Source organism: Brucella grignonensis, from assembly GCF_002252505.1.
In the GTDB taxonomy this organism is placed as follows: domain Bacteria; phylum Pseudomonadota; class Alphaproteobacteria; order Rhizobiales; family Rhizobiaceae; genus Brucella; species Brucella grignonensis.
This window is the reverse complement of the sequence record NZ_NNRL01000161.1, coordinates 114,721-134,271: the sequence shown is the minus strand read 5'-3', so window position 1 is coordinate 134,271 and position 19,551 is coordinate 114,721. Positions and strand designations below refer to the sequence as shown.

Sequence of the window (19,551 nt, the reverse complement as noted above, 5' to 3'; positions counted from 1 at the left end):
TCTGCCTATCGACGTGACAGCTTCGCTGCTTCAACAGAAATGGCGAGCAGGCACTGGCGGATGATCGGCACGGAGAGTGCCGCGTTCTGGCGGCTTTCCAACACCGCGCGTTGCAGGCGTTCCATCACGCGCACGAGGCTTTCTGCAGTCCAGCGGCTGACAGCATTTTCGATCAGCTTTTTGCGATTGAAAAAGATCGGTGGACGCGCGGATGCGACAACAACGGAAGCACTTTTGCGCTCGGTGTCCGCGATATGGCGGAGGGTCTGTATTTGCTGGAACTGCCTCATTGCAGTATTAAGCAGGAGAAATGGTGCCGTGCCGGATTTCACAACCCGGTCAAAAGACATTTCAAACCGCGGCAGGTCGGCGGTCAGCACAGCATCGATAACTTCATCCGTTGAAAGACCTGCCACATCGCCGACCGCTTCACGCACATCATCTATGTCAATGCGTTCCTTGCCGCGCGCATATAGGCAGAGCTTTTCCAGCTCGCCACGCGTGGCCAGACGATCACCGCCAAGGCTCGCCCGCAACAGCTGGCGCCCATCCATGGTGATTTGCATTTTCCATTCAGCCAGAACGTCGTCAATCACACCGTCTATGCCGCGCGCATCGTCTGAATAGCAGGGCAACGCCATGCCGGCAGAACCGTTCTCTACAGCGCTGCGCAGGCCTGCACCTTTCTTGAGGTCGCCTGCTTCCACCAGAATATATGTTTCACGCGGCGGCTCTGTGGCCAAAAGTTTCACGGCTTCGGCAAGCTTCTTTTGTCCGGCTGCATTCTTGATCCAGATCAGCCGCTCACCACCGAACATTGAAATAGTGCGTGCCTCATCCGCGAGCTTTGCAGGATCGGCATCGATTTCATCGGCTTCCATGCGGATGACGGCAAAGGGATCGTCGAGCGGCAGCTTGGTCGCCTGCGCGTATCGACGTGCACGTTCGCTCACCAGCCCCTTATCAGGGCCGTAGAGCAGCACAACCGGAAACGAGCTGCTCGGCTTTCCAATAAACTGATCGACTTCGTGTGCTTTCTTTTGCGCCATTAGGATTAAGTAGCGCAATTCGTTTTCAAACGAAACAGCCGCCGGTCAAACTGAGCAGCGGCTGTGAAACAAAGCTGTTTGCAAGTTTTATTCGATCAGCAAAGCATCGTCATCGAGTGTTTGTCCGCGCACTTTGCGGAACATTTCGATGAGGTCTTCAACGCCGAGCGTCTTGCGTTTGTCGCCTGTCACGTCGAGCAGGATCTTGCCACCATGCAGCATGATGGTGCGGTCGCCATAGTCGAGCGCCTGACGCATGGAATGCGTGACCATCAGTGCTGTCAGCTTGTTTTCGGCAACCAATGTGCGGGTCAGTTCCATGACGAATTCAGCCATGCCCGGATCAAGGGCTGCGGTATGTTCATCAAGCAGCAGAACTTCGGAACCGGCGAGAGTGGCCATGATCAGCGAGAGCGCCTGACGCTGACCGCCGGAGAGAAGCTCCATGCGATCCTGCATACGGTTTTCGAGGCCGAGATTGAGGCTTGCCACGCGTTCGCGGAACCATTCGCGGCGCTTGGAATTGAGCGCATGGGTCAGGCCACGGCGTGTTCCACGCGATGCAGCCAGTGCCAGATTTTCTTCAATCGTCAGCGTGCCGCAGCTGCCCGCAAGCGGGTCCTGAAACACGCGTGCCACAAGACCGGCCCGCTCGGCAGTGGATTTGCGGGTCACGTCCTGTCCGCTGATCACGACCTTGCCCGAGGTCGGAATGACATCGCCTGCAAGCACGCCAAGCATTGTCGATTTGCCAGCGCCGTTGGAGCCGATCACGGTGACAAAAGAGCCTTGCTCCATCGTCAGATTGATCTTGTTGAGCACCTGCTTTTCAAGCGGTGTTCCACGACCGAAAATGACTTCGAGATTGGAAACTTCGATCATGACGATGCTCCTCCACGGCGCAGGCGCGGCAAGATCAGTGCGAAGGTGACGAGAAGCGCTGTTGCGATATTGAGATCGGAAGCCTGAAGCCCGACGATATCGCCGTTGGAAAGCGCGAGCTGGATGGCAATACGGTAGATAATCGAACCGGCAACACAGCCAATGAGAATGACGAGGATGAGACGCGAGCGCAGCAATGTTTCACCGATGATCACAGCGGCAAGGCCGACAACGATTGTACCAACGCCGGAGGTCACGTCTGCAAAGCCGTTTGTCTGGGCAAAAAGCGAGCCGCCAAGCGCCACGAGCGCATTGGAGAGCGCCATACCAAGGTAAATCTGGCGATCAGTGCGTACACCCTGTGCGCGGGCCATTTTCGGATTGGCGCCAGTTGCCCGCATAGCAAGGCCCATGTCGCTTTCAAGGAAGCGCCAGACCAGGAATACCGTGATGGCAACCAGCACAAACAGGAAGGCTGGACGCACATAATATTCAGGAATGCCGTGACCGAAGAACGGAGACAGCATCGTATCCTGATTAATCAGTGCGATATTTGGACGACCCATGACGCGCAGATTGACCGAGAACAGCGCAATCATCGTCAAAATGGAAGCCAGCAGGTTGAGGATCTTGAAGCGCACGTTGAGCGTCGCTGTCACCAGACCGGCAATCGAGCCTGCAATCATTGCAACACCGGCGGAAAGCCATGGATTCCAGCCAGCAAGGATCAGAACGCCGGTTACGGCTGCACCAAGCGGGAATGAGCCATCCACGGTCAGATCGGGGAAATCGAGCACGCGGAAAGCCAGATAGACGCCGATGGCGACGAAAGAGAAGACGAGGCCCAATTCGACCGCACCCCAGAAGGCGATCTGACTCACATTGAGATTCCTTGTTCTTTGCCGTCATTGAAAATGAAAACGCACCATTCGAGGCACATAGGTTCACTGGCTTTCGCATATTCAGGCATTTGCCCTTACATGTCCGAAAGACCTGTTTCAATCACGACCGGTTTTGATTTGAGTTTGTTCCAAACACATTTGCCTTTGGAACCATTCCCCGGTTTTTCATGCGCAATTTTATTGCTTGCGATTGTTCTGGCTCTGTCTTTTTCCCGATACAACCCAAAAGCTCCAATAAGCAAGCATTATCGCTGAAAAAGTGCCGAAAAGCCGCATTCTGTGGGCCCGCTACAACATTCAGCTCGCAGTTTTACATCACACCTCATTGCGCGCGCGCCACAACTCCCAGGCAAATCGTGCGCGGACGCCAATGTCGAGGAATGGTCGTGGTGGCAGTTCGGTCGGGCTGCCAAGCTTCAGCATGTCGTCGATCAGCGGATTATCGATATCGCAGGCCATGTCAGCTGCAAGAATGCCGCCTATCGTGCCTTTGGTGATGCCGACGCCGTTCTGGCAAAGTGAGGTGTAAACATTCTTGGCGATCTGGCCGAAACCCGGAGCGCCATTGCGCGACAGGCAGATGAAGCCCGTCCATGTGTGTTCCATAACGACGTTTGACAGCATCGGGAAACGCTCGTCGAACAGCCGTTTATGCTCACGCTTGATTGTTTCACGCCGCACATTCGACTGGCGCAGCGACGGGCAGAAATGCACGTTCTGCCGGACCAGTATGCGCCGATCCGATGTCAAACGCATGGTGATACCGGCAAAGGAATTGGCAGGTGTGAGCCCCCAAGGAGCGACTTCGCCGATGGCCTTGTATTCGTCATTGGTAAGTTGTCGGCTTAAGCTCGCATGGGCTGCGAAATTCAAAAGCTTTCGCCTGAAAAAGCCGAACTGCTCACCGAAGCCGTTGACCGTCAGGATCATGGCAGGTGCCTGAATGCTGCCTTTTGGCGTGGTGATGAGAATGCGGTCGCCATAGTCGATTTTGGTCACGGCAGAGTTTTCATAAAGCGTGACATTTGCGGGCAGGCTGTCGGCAAGGCCACACACCAGAGCTGCCGGGTTTAAAAGCGCGGTGCCATAGGTGAAAATCGCTGCTTTGAAATGGCTTGTCCCGAGCCGCTTGGTGAGAGCATCGCCTTCAAGCCAGTCGAAGGGTTCTTTAAGGCGCTCCAGCTCTTTGACGGTTGGTTCGAGAACCTCGCGCATCCCCTGATCGGAAACGGCTGCGTGAAACTTTCCGTCCTGCCGCCAGTCACAGTCAATGCCATGCCGGTCAATCTGCTGTTTGAGATGGTCGATGGCGGCGCGCGCCAGCGCACGGTAGCTGTGCGACTTGGCCAGCTCCTCCATCGACGAGCTGACATTGTGCGGCAGATCAATGGCGAAGCCTGCAGCGCGTCCCGATGTCCCTTTTCCGACTTCTTGCGCATCGATCAATGCAATCCGGTCGTTCGGGCGGTTCTCGGCCAGCCTTCTTGCGGCGGCAACACCTGCATATCCGGCACCCAGCACGATCCAGTCGGCCTTGATATCGCCTTTGAGCGCCGCATTTGGCGTGCGAACTGGTAATATCCTGCTCCAGCCATTGGTGTTGTCATCAGCAGGAAGGATACGAATGGCAGGCATTTTAAAGGCTCAACTGTTGGAAAGAGATTTCAAAGAAAAGGGCGGGAGATCATCCCGCCCTTTGCAATTATATCTGGAGACCGATCATTCGACCTTGCTGGTTGCGCGGTCGATAACAGCCTGCGGGAATTCGACGCCCATCTTCTTTGCAGCAGCAAGATTGATGACGAGGTCGGTGCCCTTGGCAATGTCGACAGCGATATCGCCCGGCTTTTCACCGTTGAGGATTTTCACAACGACAGCGCCGGTCTGCTTGCCAACGTCGTAATAGTTGAAGCCGAGAGCGGCGAGCGCACCGCGCTTGACGGAATCCGTATCGGCGGTGAAGAGTGGCAGTTTGCTTTCTTCAGCAACACCGACGGCGCTTTCAAGCGCTGAAACGATGGTGTTGTCGGTCGGCACATACATAGCGTCCGCACGGCCGACGAGGGCGCGCGCTGCACCCTGAACTTCAGCCGACTTGGTGGCAGCCGATTCAACGATTTCGATGCCTTCGGCGGAAGCGGCTTCCTTCAGCGCAGTCAGAAGCGACACGGAATTGGTTTCGCCGGAATTGTAGAGATAGCCGAGCTTCTTGATGTTCGGCATCACTTCCTTGATGAGCTTGATGTGCTCTGCCACTGGCGACATGTCGGAAAGACCGGTCACGTTGCCGCCCGGCTTTGTCATGTCCTTGACGAGCTGCGCGCCGAGCGGGTCGGAAACGGCGGTGAACACGATCGGAATATCGCGGGTTGCCGAAACGACAGCCTGTGCCGACGGCGTGGAGATCGGAACGATCACGTCAGGAGCTTCGCCAACGAACTGGCGTGCAATCTGGGCGGCGGTTGCCGGATTACCCTGAGCGGACTGATAGACGAATTTGAGATTTTCGCCTTCCTTGAAGCCAGCTTCAGCCAGTGCATCCTTCACGCCGTCGCGCGCAGCATCAAGTGCGGGATGTTCAACGATAGCTGTAACGGCAACCGTTACATCCTTGGCTTGGGCCGAAGTGGCGATAGCCGTTGCGGCCAGCAAGGCCAGAAGCATAGAACGCATGAAAATCTCCCCTGTTTTGGTGCGTTACCTGATTGCTTAATCAAGTTGCTGACCGAAATCAATGCGCACGCGAACGTCGTGTCAAGCTGTAGGAGCTGTCAGTTCTGGAACCGATCAGATTGGCCTTATCGGGGAGCCTTCCATGGGTTTCATCATGATAAGCGCCAGATGGAACTTTTCGGGTGATTAAATCTTAATTGTGGGTGGGAAACAAAAGACAGCAGGAACCGGTTCGGAATGTCATTGCCGGATTCATGCGGTTCTAGAGCATTTCCCGTTTTTCTTGAAACATTGGAAATGCTCTATCTCTTTGTTTTTTCGCATTATCCGACGCAAAACCGCTTCGCACTTTTGCTGGAAATGCTCTAACGTCGATAGAGGGGGCTGAACATGGATCTCTTCAACATACCCAAGCTCATTGAACAGGGCGTCTATGACGTGATGATGTGGATCCTGTTTTTTCCGTTGACGATGTTTCGGATGATTGCGAGTCCCCGGCAGACGCTTCGTTATGTCCGCTTGCAGGCCGACAATGAGAAGCTGGATACGGCATTTTCCGACGCCATGCGCCCGGCACTGTTTCTCTTTGTTTCCATTCTGGTGGGTTCGGTGATTGCGCCCGACACGGCGGATGAAATCAAGGTTATGTCCGAAAGCCGTTTTGGAAGCGTTATATTCGGTTCCTGGGCCAGCAACATGGCTTTCAGCATGATCATTTATTGCATTGTGCCGTTGATCGGCGCGTTGTTTCTCGCCCTGTCGAGAGGGGAAAAGGTAACACGGGACAGTCTTCATGTTCCCTTTGACCAGCAATGTTATATTGGCGGACCGTCGACCCTGGCCTTCACGAGCGCTGTGGCACTCAATCCCTATGTTGGGTCGGGAACCACCGGCTTGATCCTATTTTGCGCGGCAGTGTGGCTGATTGTCGTCGAGTATATTTATTTCCGGGACAATTCACCCATCGGACCACTCGCAGCGCTTGGCCTCGTCATCGCGACATTGATGACGAGTATTATCATTGTTGCGTTGATCCTGATCTTCGCGTTTAGCGCGCCGCAGGTGGGATGAGCCAACTGAACAAGAGTTTCAATTCATGAACACAGTGTTCAATGCACTTTCAATAACAGTCCGGCACGCCATATTCATTGAGAAACAATATCTTGCACTCAAGTTGCGCTCAAGGATTCCATCATGAAGAAAATCGGCTTTCTTTCGTTCGGCCATTGGTCGCCATCGCCGCAGTCGGGAACCCGTTCGGCAAGCGATACGCTTCTGCAGTCCATTGATCTGGCCGTTGCCGCCGAGGAGCTGGGGGCCGACGGCGCTTATTTCCGCGTGCACCATTTTGCGCGCCAGCTCGCCTCGCCATTTCCGCTGCTCGCAGCCATCGGCGCCAAGACGAGCAAGATCGAGATCGGCACAGCCGTCATCGACATGCGTTATGAAAACCCGTTCTATATGGTCGAAGACGCCAGTGCAGCAGACCTGATCTCCAAAGGCCGTTTGCAGCTCGGTATCAGCCGTGGCTCGCCGGAACAGGTGATCGATGGCTGGCGTTATTTCGGCTATGCGCCGGAAGAGGGCATGACCGATGCCGATCTGGGCCGCAAGCATGGTGAAGTATTCTTCGAAATGCTTAAAGGTGAAGGTTTTGCGCAGCCAAATCCGCGTCCAATGTTTCCGAACCCTCCCGGTCTGCTGCGCATCGAGCCGCATTCGGAAGGTCTTCGGGATCGTATCTGGTGGGGTGCTGCCTCGGATGCGACAGCCATCTGGGCTGCAAAGCTTGGCATGAATTTGCAAAGCTCGACCCTGAAGAAGGACGAGTCAGGCGAGCCTTTGCATATCCAGCAGGCCAAGCAGATCCGCGCCTATCGTGAAGCCTGGAAGGAAGCGGGCCACACCCGCACGCCACGTGTTTCGGTGAGCCGCAGCATCTTCGCATTGGTCGATGATCGTGATCGCGCATATTTTGGTGGCGGTAGCAACGAGCAGGATTCGATCGGCTACATTGAAGAGGATTTGAGAGCCGTCTTTGGCCGCTCCTATGCGGCTGAACCGGATAAGCTCATCAAGCAACTCGAAAAGGATGAGGCGATTGCTGAAGCCGATACGCTGCTTCTCACGGTGCCGAACCAGCTTGGTGTCGACTACAACGCGCATGTAATCGAGTCGATCCTCAAGCATGTTGCGCCAGCGCTTGGCTGGCGCTGAACAGCGTTGAAGACGGGCGGTGCAAGGATGTCTCCCGAAAGTGGAAACCGGTTTCGGGAGACATGCGCAGAAACAGACCGTCGCCTGTTTTCATTCCACGCCATAAATCGCCAGAAGCTGTTTCATGCGGCTGATGGCGAGGTCTGGCTGGTCGAGCACATTGGCCTGATCGGCGAGGCGGAATATGTCGGCGTAATGCGAAATGCCACGCGCCGACTGCATTCCGGCTGGCATGGTGAAATGGTTCTGGTGACCGTTCAGCCAGGCCAGGAACACGACGCCAGCCTTGTAATATTGTGTCGGTGCCTCAAAGATTTTCCGCGATAGCGGCACGGTCGGCTCGATGATGGCGCGGAAGCGGGCATTGTCGCCTGCGGCGAGTGCAGTCAGCGCACTTGAGGCCTGCGGGGCGACCGCATCGAAAATGCCGAGTAGTGCATGACTGTGTTTGTTTCCGTCGCCTTCGATCAGCGGCGCATAGTTGAAATCATCGCCCGTGAAACAGAGCACGCCTTCCGGCAGGCGGTCGCGCAGTGCGATTTCGTAGCGCTCCTCCAGCAGTGAGATTTTGATGCCTTCCACCTTGTCGCGATGGGCTCTAATGATGCCGATCACCGTATCAAGCGCATTGTCGAAATTTTCCGAACCCCAATAGCCTTTCAGCTGCGGATCGAACATATCGCCCAGCCAGTGCAGCACGACCTTGTCGCGGGCTTGACCGAGAATTCGGCCATAGACCTTGGCGTAATCGTCGGGGGACTTGGCGATGCGCGCCAGGGCACGGCTTGCCATCAGGATGAAACGCCCGCCGTGTTTTTCGATGAAGCCGGCCTGTGTTTCATAGGCTTTGATCACGTCATCAAGGCTTTTCGCATCGGCGGGATCAAGGTGGTCAGTGCCTGCACCGCTCGCGAGATCAGCGCCCGCTACGGTCTTGCTGTCTGCCAGCGAACGGCGGATCAGTTCCTGCGCACCTGTCCAGTTCAGTCCCATACCGCGCTGCGACGTATCCATCGCTTCCGCGATCTTGAAGCCGAGGCTCCACAGATGATGCCGGAAAGCCATGGTCGCATCCCAGTCGATTGCCGGATCGTTCCATGGACGGGCATCTTTCAGCGGATCGGAAACCACATGCGCTGCCGCATAGGCAATGCGATTGAACTGCGGCGGATTTGCCGGACGCGGTGTCGGTACGCCAATCAAGCGGTAGGATTTTACGCTACCGTCTGCGATTGGCAGGGTCAGCACGTTTTCCGATGATGCACTCATGTCAGTCCTCCAACTCCACGACGGATTCATAATTTAGATCGTTCCAATTATCAAGCTGAGGCAGAACAAGGCGATGCTCTATAAAAATAGAATATTCTTATGAAATATGGAAAATGGACGCTTTATGTATATAAATTTTGAAAAATGGCGCTCGGAAATATGAATTTCGGCCCGCACTTTCGCGTGGTTTTGAGATTGTTCTGATGTTGTTCAAAATTATTGACAAATTTGGAACGTTCCAATTAAATGACGCGAACAGGAGATTGGCATGAACAAGAGCAGCATTACGGTCATCGATATTGCACGCGAAGCAGGCGTGTCGAAATCGACCGTCTCGCTTGTGCTCCGTGACAGTCCGCTTGTTCATGCCGAAACCCGGGCCAAGGTGCAGGAGGCAATCGAGAAACTCGGTTATGTTTATAATCGCTCGGCTGCCAATCTCCGTCAGGCGAAATCAAAGATCATCGGCCTTGTGGTCAATGATCTGACCAACAGCTTCTTTGCCGAGCTTGCCGTTGGTGTTGATCGCGTCATGCAATCGGCAGGTTATGTGCAGTTTCTAGCCAACACGGCGGAAAGTATTGACCGTCAGCGTGAGGTGATTGCCTCGATGCGTGAACATGGCATTGCCGGGCTGATCGTTTCGCCAGCGCGTGGAACCGAGGCTAATGATCTGAAACCGCTGGCAAAAAGTGGCCTGCCGGTTGTGCAGATGGTGCGTGATGTGCCGGGATCGGGCGTTTCTTCCATCGTTTCGGATAACCGCGGCGGCGTGGCAAAGGCGATTGAGCATCTGGTGTCGCTAGGGCATCGCGTAATCGCTTTCATGGGCGGCTATGCGGATACCGCTGTTTTTGCTGAGAGAGTTGCGGGCTATCGTGCGGGGCTTGAGCAGGCGGACATCGTGTTTGATGATGCGCTGGTCTTCACCTCTGCGCCTTCGCGTGCTGGCGGTGTTGAAGCAGTTGAGCGCATGCTGCGGCAAGGCATGAAGCCAACGGCAGCGGTGTGTTTCAATGATGCTGTGGCTTTTGGGGTCTGCGATGGTTTGCGCGCTGCAAATCTGGAGCCGGGCCGGGATTTCGGAGTGGTTGGTTTTGACGATGTGATCGAAGCAAAGACCGCTGTTCCGGCACTGACAACTGTGGCTGTCGATCCGCAAGGTTTGGGAGAACGTGCGGCGCAGCTTTTGCTGAAACAGATCAATTCAGAACGGGTGGAGGCGGAGGCGCAGCGCTTGTCGGTGCGTCTTGCGGTGCGTGCAAGTTGTGGTGCGCCGTTCAAAAATGAGGAGAAATTCGCATGGCAAAGTGGGGCCTTATAGGCGCAAGCACCATTGCAAAAGAATGGGTGATCGGAGCTATTCGCGCCACCGGCGGCGAAGTCGTTTCCGTTTACAGCACCAATGCTGCACGTGGCGAAACTTATGCCCGCGAGAACGGGATTGCCCGCTCTGTGACAAGCCTTGATGCGCTGTTATCCGATCCGGAAATTGACGCTGTCTATATCTCCACCACCAATGAATTGCATCGTGATCAGGCGATTGCTGCCACCAAAGCAGGCAAGCATATTCTCTGCGAAAAGCCACTGGCACTGACGCTTGATGACGCGCACCAAATGCTGAAAGCCGTGCGTGAAGCGGGCGTTGTGGCCGGTACCAACCATCATCTGCGCAATGCTGCAAGCCATCGCGCCATGCGTGATGCAATCGCCAAGGGCAAGATCGGCAAGGTGCTGGGCGCGCGGGTTTTTCATGCGGTTTATCTGCCGCCGCATTTGCAAGGCTGGCGCATTGAACGCCCTGACGCGGGCGGTGGTGTGATCCTGGATATCACCGTGCATGATGCCGACACGCTGCGTTTTGTGCTGGGTGAAAACCCAGTCGAGGCCTTGGCTTTCAGCCAGCAAGGGGGCCTCAGCGGCGAAGGACTGGAAGATGGCGTGATGGGCGTTTTGCGCTTCTCCTCCGGCGCAATTGCCCAGTTTCATGATGCTTTCACCACCAAATATGCGGAAACCGGCTTCGAGGTACATGGCAGCGAAGGCTCGCTTATTGCACGCAATGTCATGACGCAAAAGCCGGTCGGGACCGTCATTCTACGTAACAAGGATGGCGAGCACGAATTGCCGCTCGATCAGAAAAATCTCTACGAAACCGCCTTGCAGGCTTTTCATGATGCTGTTGCCGGTAAGGGCCAGCCATCGGCAACATTGGAGGATGGCATCTGGTCGCTTGCGACCGGGCTTGCCGTGCTTGAGGCTGCAAAGACCGGTAAGGCTACCGCCGTTCATTCAGGACTTTGAGAATTATGAGCAAACATATTTCCTTTGTGGAAGCAGCTGCCCTTATTCCCGACAACGCTGTCGTTTCGGTCTCTTCATCGAGCGGTCTTGGCTGCCCGGATATGATGCTGAAAGCGATTGGTGAACGGTTTGATGAAACCGGTCATCCCCAAAATATCACCACATTGCACCCGATTGCTGCGGGCGATATGAGTGGCATCAAGGGTGTCGATTACATCGCCAAAAAGGGGCTTCTCAAGAAGATCATCGGCGGTTCCTATCCGTCAGGGCCGTCGAGTGCCGAGCCTCCGCTGATCTGGCAGATGATCACCAATAATGAGATTCCGGCCTATAATATCCCGTCGGGCATTCTGTTCGACATGCATCGAGAGGCGGCTGCCAAGCGCCCCGGCGTGCTGACCAAAGTGGGGCTTGATACCTTCGTTGATCCCAAGCGACAGGGATCGGCAATGAATGAAAAGGCCAGTGAAGAGCCGGTCGTCAAGCAGGTCAGTTTTGAGGGCGAAGACTGGCTCTATTTCCCCAATATCGTGCCGCATGTCACTATCATCCGCGCCACCACTGCGGATGAACGCGGCAATCTCACCTATGAGCATGAGGGTGCTTATCTTGGCGGTCTTGATCAGGCGCTGGCTGCGCGCAACAATGGCGGCATTGTCATTGCGCAGGTGAAGCGCATTGCCAAGGAAGGCACGCTGAAACCGCATGATGTGCGCGTGCCGGGTGTTTTGGTTGACTATATTGTCGTTGATCCCGACCAGAAGCAGACAACGCAGACGCTTTATGATCCGGCAATTTCCGGCGAGATTTTCCGTCCGCTTGATACATTCCGCTTGGCCGAATTCAATATTCAGAAAGCGATTGCGCGGCGTGTTGCGCAGGAATTGCAGGCAGGAAGCGTGGTCAATCTCGGCTTCGGCATTTCCGCTAATGTGCCGCGCATTCTGTTGGAAGAGGGCCTGCATGGTGCAGTCACCTGGGTGATTGAGCAGGGGGCGGTCGGCGGCGTGCCGCTTCTCGACTTTGCCTTTGGTTGCGCATCGAATGCTGATGCCTATATGCCGTCGCCCTATCAGTTCACTTATTTTCAGGGCGCGGGCTTCGACGCCTCGCTTCTGTCCTTCCTTGAGATCGGACGCGATGGCTCGGTCAATGTGTCGAAGCTTTCATTCCGTCCGCATGTGACTGCTGGCGCTGGCGGCTTTGTCGACATTACTGCACGGGCCAAAAAAATCGTCTTTTCAGGCATGTTCAATGCCGGGGCGAAATTGTCCGTCGCTGATGACAGGCTGGTGATCGAGAAGGAAGGCAAGCTCAAAAAGCTCGTTAGTGAGGTTGAGCATGTTACCTTCTCCGGTCCGCGCAGTGTCGAGCAGGGGCAGGATATTACCTATGTCACTGAACGCGCGGTTTTGAAGCTCACGCCAGAAGGGATTGTGCTGACCGAGATTGCGCCGGGTGTGGATTTGCAGATGCATATTCTTGATCAGGCTGAGTTTCCGCTGATCGTTTCGGATCAGCTTAAAATCATGGATGAGGCATTGTTCCGTGACGAGCCGATTGGTCTGACACTGCCGCAAAAGCCTGCGCGAAAGCTGGAGGCATAAATGACTCAACGGATAGACATCTCGATTGAGAACCACATCGCGGTCATGACCATCAAGCGGCCCGAAAAGCTCAATGCATTTGATATCGAGCTTCTGCAGGAATTGTCTGCGGCCTGTGATCAGGTGGAAGCGGAGTGCACCGTGCGCGTTGCGATCCTGACCGGCGAAGGCAAGGCTTTTTCGGCGGGCGGTGACATCAAGGCTTGGGGGGGCATGGAACCGGCAGAATTCGGCCATGCCTGGGTGCGCTACGGTCATCGTGTTTTCGAGCGGCTTGCGACTTTGCGTGTGCCGCTGATCGCAGCGATGAATGGACATGCTTTGGGTGGTGGTCTGGAACTGGCAGGTGCCGCCGATATCCGCATTGTCGAGCGACAGGCAAAAATCGGCCTGCCGGAAACATCGCTCGGCATGATCCCCGGCTGGTCCGGCACACAGCGTCTTGTGCGCCGTTTCGGCGCGCAGATCGTGCGCCGTATGGTGCTGGGCGGTGAAATGTTCACCGCAGAAGAAGCGCTGTCGCATGGGCTGGTGGATCATGTGGTGGAGACGGGTGCAGCATTACAGGCGGCGCAGGATTATGCAGCGCGGGTGGCCAAACGCGGACCGGCTGCGCTGGAAATTTCCAAACTGATGCTGTCAGTCGCTAATGGCGAGGACAATGGCACGGCAGTCGAGGCGCTGGGTTCCATTCTTGTCGCCAAGACTGGTGATCTGAAAGAAGGCGTGCGCTCGTTTACCGAAAAGCGCGAAGCGAATTTTGAAGGAAAATGGTGATGAGCGTAGTCGTAAAACCGCAGCCGCTGAACGGGCTTGAAGTCCGCGAGTTCTCCATGCTGATCGATGGAAAATGGGTTGGAAGCCAAAGCGGCGAGATAGTTGAGCGTGTAGCGCCCGGCCATGGCGTCACGGTAAGCCGCTATCCGGCAGGCAACAAGGCTGATGTGGAGCGCGCCGTAGCGCGCGCGCGCAAGGCTTTCGACGACGGGCGCTGGTCTTCCAAGACAGCATCGCAGCGTTCGCTGGTTCTGCTGAAAGCCGCCGATCTGATTGAAGCGCGGGCGGAAGAGCTCGCCTATCTCGATGCGATTGAAGCCGGCAAACCAATTTCTCAGGTGCGTGGCGAGATAGCAGGGTCGGTCGATATCTGGCGCTATGCGGCAGCACTTGCTCGCGATCTGCATGGCGAGAGCTACAATAATCTGGGCGATGGCACTCTGGGCGTCGTGCTGCGCGAGGCAATTGGCGTTGTTTCCATCATTACGCCGTGGAATTTCCCGTTCCTGATCGTGGGCCAGAAGCTGCCATTTGCATTGGCTGCGGGCTGTACGGCAGTCGTAAAACCTTCGGAGCTGACGTCCGGATCGACATTGTTACTCGGCGAAATTCTGACTGAGGCAGGCGTGCCGGACGGTGTCGTCAACATCATCACCGGAACGGGCGCTGATGTCGGCCAGCATATGAGCACGCATCCGGATGTTGATATGGTTTCGTTTACCGGTTCCACAGGTGTGGGCAAACTGACCATGGCCAATGCAGCACAAACGCTCAAGAAAGTATCGCTGGAGCTTGGTGGCAAGAACCCGCAAATCCTGTTCCCGGATGCCGATATGGATGCCTTTATCGACGCTGCGGTGTTCGGCGCATGGTTCAATGCGGGCGAATGCTGCAATGCCGGTTCGCGGCTCATTGTGCATCGCTCGATTGTCGATGAGATTGTCGGGCGCGTGGCCGACTTGTCGAAAAAGGTGGTCGTTGGTGATCCGCTGGATGTGAGTACGCAGGTTGGCGCGATCATCACGCCGCAGCATTTGACGAAGGTTGGCACCTATGTCGATCAGGCCAAAAAGGCGGGTGCTGCAATTGCCCACGGTGGTGATGTGCTGGATCTCGGTCTTGGCCAATATATGGGGCCGACCATCATTGCCGGCGTGAAACCCGACATGGCCGTGGCGCGTGAGGAAGTGTTTGGGCCGGTTCTGTCGGTGCTGTCTTTTGAGACGGTTGATGAAGCAATTTCGATTGCCAATGCGGTCGATTATGGCTTGTCAGCAGGCGTGTGGAGCCGTGATTTCGACACCTGCATGAGCGTTGGCCGAAAGGTGCGGGCTGGCACGGTCTGGATGAATACTTTCATGGATGGCACACCGGAACTGCCTTTCGGCGGTTATCGACAGTCGGGTCTGGGCCGCGAGCTGGGCCGTCATGCGGTGGAGGATTACACCGAAACCAAGACGCTCAACATGCATATCGGTGCGCGTACGGGCTGGTGGATGCCGCAGGCTAAGTAGGGAGTGGCGGCTTTGGGAGGACAGCCGGATATCGTCATCATCGGATCGGGTATCGGCGGCGCGAGCATAGCCGCCGGTCTTGCCGCGTCAGGTGCTGACATTCTTATTCTCGAGGCAGGGGAACGCTTGCCGGACAGACCAGAAAACCGCGACCCGCGCGCTATTTTCCAGCGCGGATTCTTTCGCCCGAAAGAGTTCTGGTACGAGACGGATGGCACGCCGTTTAATCCCGGAAATTATTATAATGTTGGCGGCAATTCCAAGTTCTTTGGCGCGGTGCTGATCCGTTATCGCCGCGAGGATTTTGCCGAGATGACGCATCTGGAAGGTGTGTCTCCGGCATGGCCATTTGCCTATGACGAGCTCGAGCCGTGGTATAGCCGTGCCGAACAGCTGTTTCAGGTGCGGGGTGAACTGGGCGATGATCCGACCGAACCGGAACATTCAAAGTCCTATCCCTATCCGGCCATCCGTGACGAGCGGCCCATGGCCGATGTACGTGCGCGGCTGAAGAAGAATGGCCTGCATGTCGCGTCCCTGCCGCTTGGCGTTGATATCGACCGCTGGTTGGCCAAGGCAAAGACGCCATGGGATGCATTTCCCAACAGCGATGACGGCAAGATGGATGCTGAATCCTGTCCGCTTGCTCAAGCGCTTGAATATCCGAATGTGCAGCTTGAAACTCAAGCGCGGGTGACGCGGTTGGAAACCGGGCCGGATGGCACAACCATCACAGCGGTTCATTATGAGAAGAATGGCGAAACGCTGGTTCTGCGCCCTAAGATGGTCATTCTATCCGCCGGTGCCGTGCAGTCGGCAGCGCTTTTGCTGCGCTCAGGCCTTGCCAATCGTTCCGATCAGGTGGGCCGCAATTTCATGAACCACAATTCCAGCGCGGTGATCGCTTTCGACCCACGCTATCGCAACGATTCCGTCCACCAGAAGACCTTCGGTTTCAATGATTACTATCTGTCGGATGGAGCAGGCGGACCGCCGCTCGGCAATGTGCAACTGCTTGGCCGTGTGTCGGGCGAAATCCTGAAAGCCAATATGCCCCGCGTGCCGGAATGGTTGCTGAACCGCATTGCGCGTCATACGATCGATTTTTACGCGATGAGCGAAGACCTGCCATCCCCGGAAAGCCGCGTGACAGTGGATGGCGACCGCATCATTCTGCATTGGGTGCGTTCCAACTGGAAGGCGCATCTGATGCTGGTTGATAAGCTCAAATCAGCGCTCAGGCAGGCAGGTTTTCCGGTGGTGCTGTCGCGTGCTTTCGACCGGCGCACGCCATCGCATCAATGCGGCACGGTGCGCATCGGCAACGATCCGGCGACGGCGCCGCTTGATCCTTATTGCCATGCTTACGATCATCCCAATCTCTACGTGGTCGATGCGTCGTTCCTGCCGACATCGGCGGCGGTCAATCCGGCGCTGACCATTGCCGCGCAAGCCTTGCGCGTGGCGGATCATTTGAACCGGGAGGTGCTGGCATGAACCGTCAAAGACCTGTTGCAGTGGTAACCGGCGGGCGGCGCGGGATCGGGCTTGGCATAGCGCGTGCTTTGGCCGCCAAAGGGTTTGATCTGGCGATCACCGACCGTGAGCATGACGATGCCGTTATCGATGAATTGCGCGCACTTGGCGGAAAGGTGGTTTTCTTTGAAAGCGATCTGGCTGCCGTTGGAATGCATGAGGCAACCGTCTCCGCTGTGCTGAAGGAATTTGGCGGCATTGATTGTCTGGTCAATAATGCGGGCATGGGTTCGGTCGAGCGCGGGGATTTTCTGGGTCTGAAGCCGGAAAACTTCGACACGATCATGGATGTAAATCTGCGCGGCACGGTGTTTTTTACCCAGGCCGTGGTGAAGGCCATGCTGGCCGCAACCGAAGTGCGTTTCCCGCGCAGCATCGTGACGATTAGTTCGGTTTCGTCGGTGATGACTTCGCCCGAGCGGCTTGACTACTGCATCAGCAAAGCCGGATTGACTGCCTTCGTGCAGGGGCTTGCGCTACGTCTGGCCGAAGCGCGGATCGGGGTGTTCGAGGTGCGTCCCGGCATCATCCGCACCGATATGACAGCAAAGGTCACTGAGCGTTACGACGGGCTGATCGAAGCCGGTCTGGTGCCGATGAAACGCTGGGGCGAGGCGGGTGATGTCGGCGCGATTGTGGCCGGGCTTGCCGGTGGCGATTTCATTTTTGCGACAGGCTCGGCGATTAATGCCGATGGCGGCCTGTCGATAGCAAAGCTTTAGGAACGGCGTGATGGATTACGATTATATCATCGTGGGTGGCGGGCCTGCCGGTTGTGTTCTTGCCAATCGTCTGAGCGAAGATGCTTCGATAAAAGTGCTGCTGCTGGAGGCAGGCGGCAGCGACTGGAACCCGCTGTTTCACATGCCTGCCGGTTTTGCCAAAATGACGAAGGGCGTGGCGAGCTGGGGGTGGGAAACCGTTCCGCAGAAGCATCTCAAAAACCGTGTGTTGCGCTATACGCAGGCGAAAGTCATTGGCGGCGGCTCCTCGATCAATGCCCAGATTTATACGCGCGGCAATGCAGCCGATTATGATCTCTGGGCTGGCGAAGACGGCTGCACCGGCTGGGACTATCGCCATGTGCTGCCCTATTTCAAACGCGCCGAAGACAACCAGCGTTTCAACGATGATTTTCATTCCTATGGCGGGCCGCTTGGCGTTTCGATGCCATCCGCACCACTGCCGATCTGCGACGCCTATATCCGCGCGGGTCAAGAACTCGGCATTCCATACAATCCGGATTTCAACGGTCGCGAACAGGCGGGCGTTGGCTTTTATCAGCTCACCCAGCGCAATCGCGGCCGCTCGTCGGCATCGCTCGCTTATCTCGCGCCGATCAGGGCTCGCAAGAATCTGAGCGTGCGCATGAATGCGCCGGTACGCAACATCGAGCTGGAAAAGACCCGCGTAACCGGGGTAACGCTGATGAGCGGTGAGGTCTTGCGCGCAAACCGCGAGGTGATTGTCTCTTCCGGCGCCATCGGCTCGCCGAAACTCCTGCTGCAATCGGGCATCGGCCCCGCCGATCATCTCAAAAAACTCGGCGTCAATGTGAAACATGATCTGCCGGGTGTGGGCGAGAACTTGCAGGATCATCTTGATCTCTTTGTCATTGCCGAATGCACGGGCGATCACACCTATGATGGCGTGGCAAAGCTGCACCGGACACTGGGCGCGGGGCTGCAATATATTCTGCTGCGCTCCGGTCCGGTGGCATCGAGCCTCTTTGAAACCGGCGGTTTCTGGTATGCTGACCCGGATGCGCGTTCGCCGGATATTCAGTTCCATCTGGGGCTTGGTTCGGGCATCGAGGCAGGTGTCGAGAAGCTCAAAAATGCAGGCGTGACGCTCAACTCCGCCTATCTGCATCCGCGCTCGCGCGGAACCGTGCGGCTGGCATCCAGCGACCCGGCTGCGGCACCGCTGATCGACCCCAATTACTGGAGCGATCCGCATGATCGCAAAATGTCTCTTGAGGGTTTGAAGATCGCGCGCGAAATCATGCAGCAGAATGCCTTAAAACCCTATGTCATGGCGGAACGTCTGCCGGGACCGAAGGTCGTCAGTGACGACGATCTGTTCGATTATGCCTGTGCCAATGCCAAGACCGATCATCATCCGGTCGGCACTTGCAAGATGGGAACCGATGCGAGGGCCGTTGTCGATCTTGATCTGAAAGTGCGGGGGCTCGAAGGCTTGCGGGTTTGCGACAGCTCGATTATGCCGCGCGTTCCATCGTGTAACACCAATGCGCCGACCATCATGATCGGCGAAAAGGGTGCGGATATTATTCGCGGGCGCGATCCACTGCCGCCGGTTCTGTTTTCATGGGAGAAGAACGAACATAAGCGGCGGGCGAGGAATTAATCCTCTTCCACAACGGGCTCAAAACGCAGATAGCCCGCAATGCCCGAACCTTTGTAGTTCGGATTGTCGGAGGGGTGGTTCACGCCGTCATTGACGGGAATAACCTTGAAGTCAAAGGGGGAAATATCTTCAAGGCAGGCGGCATTCACGCCAAACTGGCGTGGATTGGAGCGGCGCTGATGGAAGGTGTAGATCCCGCATTTCGAGCAGAAATAGTGCTTCGCTGCACCAGTATTGAATGTGTAGAGCGTCAGCGCGTCTTTCCCTTCAAGCACTTCGAGCCCATCAAGATCGGCGGAAACAGCGACTGCTCCGCGCATCCGGCAATAAGAGCAGGTGCAGCGCCGCGCCGTGTTAAGGCCATCGGAAAGTTTGACGCGAAAGCGTACCGTTCTGCAGTGGCAGGCGCCGTTGGCGACTTGAATATCGGGGTTCATGCTGGCCTCCTCTT

The 19,551-nt window shown here is 56.2% G+C and carries 17 protein-coding genes; 10 read left to right on the top strand and 7 right to left on the bottom strand.

Annotation, left to right across the window (positions count from 1 at the left end; genetic code table 11):
- Positions 1–5: 5 nt before the first annotated feature.
- From holA to CEV33_RS12995, 5 genes are all read right to left on the bottom strand, one after another.
- Positions 6–1,049, bottom strand: a complete 1,044-nt coding sequence (gene holA, locus CEV33_RS13015; protein ID WP_094540871.1) for a DNA polymerase III subunit delta — start codon at positions 1,047–1,049, stop codon at positions 6–8.
- An 87-nt stretch (positions 1,050–1,136) separates the two neighbouring features.
- Positions 1,137–1,931, bottom strand: coding sequence for an ABC transporter ATP-binding protein (locus tag CEV33_RS13010; RefSeq protein WP_094540870.1), 795 nt, complete (start codon positions 1,929–1,931; stop codon positions 1,137–1,139).
- Complete coding sequence (locus CEV33_RS13005; RefSeq protein WP_094540869.1) at positions 1,928–2,812, bottom strand: ABC transporter permease; 885 nt, start codon at positions 2,810–2,812, stop codon at positions 1,928–1,930. Before CEV33_RS13005 ends, CEV33_RS13010 begins: the two co-directional genes overlap by 4 nt.
- Before the next feature lie 336 nt (positions 2,813–3,148).
- The gene (locus tag CEV33_RS13000) at positions 3,149–4,468 is read right to left on the bottom strand and encodes an NAD(P)/FAD-dependent oxidoreductase (protein ID WP_094540868.1); all 1,320 of its coding nucleotides are present in this window, start codon (positions 4,466–4,468) and stop codon (positions 3,149–3,151) included.
- A gap of 84 nt (positions 4,469–4,552) precedes the next feature.
- Positions 4,553–5,506: an ABC transporter substrate-binding protein gene (locus CEV33_RS12995; protein ID WP_094540867.1), complete on the bottom strand. Its 954-nt coding sequence runs from the start codon at positions 5,504–5,506 to the stop codon at positions 4,553–4,555.
- A 390-nt stretch (positions 5,507–5,896) separates the two neighbouring features.
- On the opposite strand from CEV33_RS12995, the gene CEV33_RS12990 reads away from it, so the two are divergent.
- Together CEV33_RS12990 and CEV33_RS12985 are read left to right on the top strand one after the other, a co-directional pair.
- Entirely contained in the window at positions 5,897–6,577 is a 681-nt protein-coding gene (locus tag CEV33_RS12990; protein WP_094540866.1) for a hypothetical protein, read from the top strand.
- Between the two features lie 123 nt (positions 6,578–6,700).
- A complete protein-coding gene (locus CEV33_RS12985; protein WP_094540865.1) occupies positions 6,701–7,723 on the top strand; it encodes an LLM class flavin-dependent oxidoreductase in 1,023 nt (340 codons plus the stop codon).
- Between the two features lie 90 nt (positions 7,724–7,813).
- Here CEV33_RS12985 and CEV33_RS12980 read toward each other — a convergent pair whose 3' ends face one another.
- Positions 7,814–8,992 (bottom strand): dihydrodipicolinate synthase family protein, encoded by a 1,179-nt coding sequence (locus CEV33_RS12980; RefSeq protein WP_094540864.1) that lies wholly within the window; start codon positions 8,990–8,992, stop codon positions 7,814–7,816.
- A 268-nt stretch (positions 8,993–9,260) separates the two neighbouring features.
- On the opposite strand from CEV33_RS12980, the gene CEV33_RS12975 reads away from it, so the two are divergent.
- From CEV33_RS12975 to CEV33_RS12940, 8 genes are read left to right on the top strand one after another with little or no spacing between them, the layout of a single operon-like run.
- Positions 9,261–10,316: a LacI family DNA-binding transcriptional regulator gene (locus tag CEV33_RS12975; RefSeq protein ID WP_094540863.1), complete on the top strand. Its 1,056-nt coding sequence runs from the start codon at positions 9,261–9,263 to the stop codon at positions 10,314–10,316.
- Entirely contained in the window at positions 10,295–11,296 is a 1,002-nt protein-coding gene (locus tag CEV33_RS12970) for a Gfo/Idh/MocA family protein (protein ID WP_094540862.1), read from the top strand. Before CEV33_RS12975 ends, CEV33_RS12970 begins: the two co-directional genes overlap by 22 nt.
- Positions 11,297–11,301: 5 nt before the next feature.
- The gene (locus CEV33_RS12965; RefSeq protein ID WP_094540861.1) at positions 11,302–12,903 is read left to right on the top strand and encodes an acyl CoA:acetate/3-ketoacid CoA transferase; all 1,602 of its coding nucleotides are present in this window, start codon (positions 11,302–11,304) and stop codon (positions 12,901–12,903) included.
- Positions 12,904–13,680 (top strand): enoyl-CoA hydratase/isomerase family protein, encoded by a 777-nt coding sequence (locus tag CEV33_RS12960; RefSeq protein ID WP_094540860.1) that lies wholly within the window; start codon positions 12,904–12,906, stop codon positions 13,678–13,680.
- Complete coding sequence (locus CEV33_RS12955) at positions 13,674–15,194, top strand: aldehyde dehydrogenase family protein (protein ID WP_094540859.1); 1,521 nt, start codon at positions 13,674–13,676, stop codon at positions 15,192–15,194. The genes CEV33_RS12960 and CEV33_RS12955 overlap by 7 nt, the downstream gene beginning before the upstream one ends.
- A 12-nt stretch (positions 15,195–15,206) precedes the next feature.
- Entirely contained in the window at positions 15,207–16,691 is a 1,485-nt protein-coding gene (locus tag CEV33_RS12950) for a GMC oxidoreductase (protein WP_094540858.1), read from the top strand.
- A complete protein-coding gene (locus CEV33_RS12945) occupies positions 16,688–17,452 on the top strand; it encodes a 3-ketoacyl-ACP reductase (protein WP_094540857.1) in 765 nt (254 codons plus the stop codon). The genes CEV33_RS12950 and CEV33_RS12945 overlap by 4 nt, the downstream gene beginning before the upstream one ends.
- A gap of 10 nt (positions 17,453–17,462) precedes the next feature.
- Positions 17,463–19,100: a GMC family oxidoreductase gene (locus CEV33_RS12940; RefSeq protein ID WP_094540856.1), complete on the top strand. Its 1,638-nt coding sequence runs from the start codon at positions 17,463–17,465 to the stop codon at positions 19,098–19,100.
- On the opposite strand, the gene CEV33_RS12935 is transcribed toward CEV33_RS12940, so the two are convergent.
- Entirely contained in the window at positions 19,097–19,537 is a 441-nt protein-coding gene (locus tag CEV33_RS12935) for a GFA family protein (protein WP_094540855.1), read from the bottom strand. The two genes, CEV33_RS12940 and CEV33_RS12935, sit on opposite strands and share 4 nt — an antisense overlap.
- Between the last annotated feature and the right edge of the window lie 14 nt (positions 19,538–19,551).

Bases quoted from the DNA above. Each gene is read 5' to 3' on its own strand.
- holA (WP_094540871.1), bottom strand. From the start codon at position 1,049: ATGGCGCAAAAGAAAGCACACGAAGTCGATCAGTTTATTGGAAAGCCG.
- CEV33_RS13010 (WP_094540870.1), bottom strand. From the start codon at position 1,931: ATGATCGAAGTTTCCAATCTCGAAGTCATTTTCGGTCGTGGAACACCG.
- CEV33_RS13000 (WP_094540868.1), bottom strand. From the start codon at position 4,468: ATGCCTGCCATTCGTATCCTTCCTGCTGATGACAACACCAATGGCTGG.
- CEV33_RS12995 (WP_094540867.1), bottom strand. From the start codon at position 5,506: ATGCGTTCTATGCTTCTGGCCTTGCTGGCCGCAACGGCTATCGCCACT.
- CEV33_RS12990 (WP_094540866.1), top strand. From the start codon at position 5,897: ATGGATCTCTTCAACATACCCAAGCTCATTGAACAGGGCGTCTATGAC.
- CEV33_RS12985 (WP_094540865.1), top strand. From the start codon at position 6,701: ATGAAGAAAATCGGCTTTCTTTCGTTCGGCCATTGGTCGCCATCGCCG.
- CEV33_RS12980 (WP_094540864.1), bottom strand. From the start codon at position 8,992: ATGAGTGCATCATCGGAAAACGTGCTGACCCTGCCAATCGCAGACGGT.
- CEV33_RS12975 (WP_094540863.1), top strand. From the start codon at position 9,261: ATGAACAAGAGCAGCATTACGGTCATCGATATTGCACGCGAAGCAGGC.
- CEV33_RS12970 (WP_094540862.1), top strand. From the start codon at position 10,295: ATGGCAAAGTGGGGCCTTATAGGCGCAAGCACCATTGCAAAAGAATGG.
- CEV33_RS12965 (WP_094540861.1), top strand. From the start codon at position 11,302: ATGAGCAAACATATTTCCTTTGTGGAAGCAGCTGCCCTTATTCCCGAC.
- CEV33_RS12960 (WP_094540860.1), top strand. From the start codon at position 12,904: ATGACTCAACGGATAGACATCTCGATTGAGAACCACATCGCGGTCATG.
- CEV33_RS12955 (WP_094540859.1), top strand. From the start codon at position 13,674: ATGGTGATGAGCGTAGTCGTAAAACCGCAGCCGCTGAACGGGCTTGAA.
- CEV33_RS12945 (WP_094540857.1), top strand. From the start codon at position 16,688: ATGAACCGTCAAAGACCTGTTGCAGTGGTAACCGGCGGGCGGCGCGGG.
- CEV33_RS12940 (WP_094540856.1), top strand. From the start codon at position 17,463: ATGGATTACGATTATATCATCGTGGGTGGCGGGCCTGCCGGTTGTGTT.
- CEV33_RS12935 (WP_094540855.1), bottom strand. From the start codon at position 19,537: ATGAACCCCGATATTCAAGTCGCCAACGGCGCCTGCCACTGCAGAACG.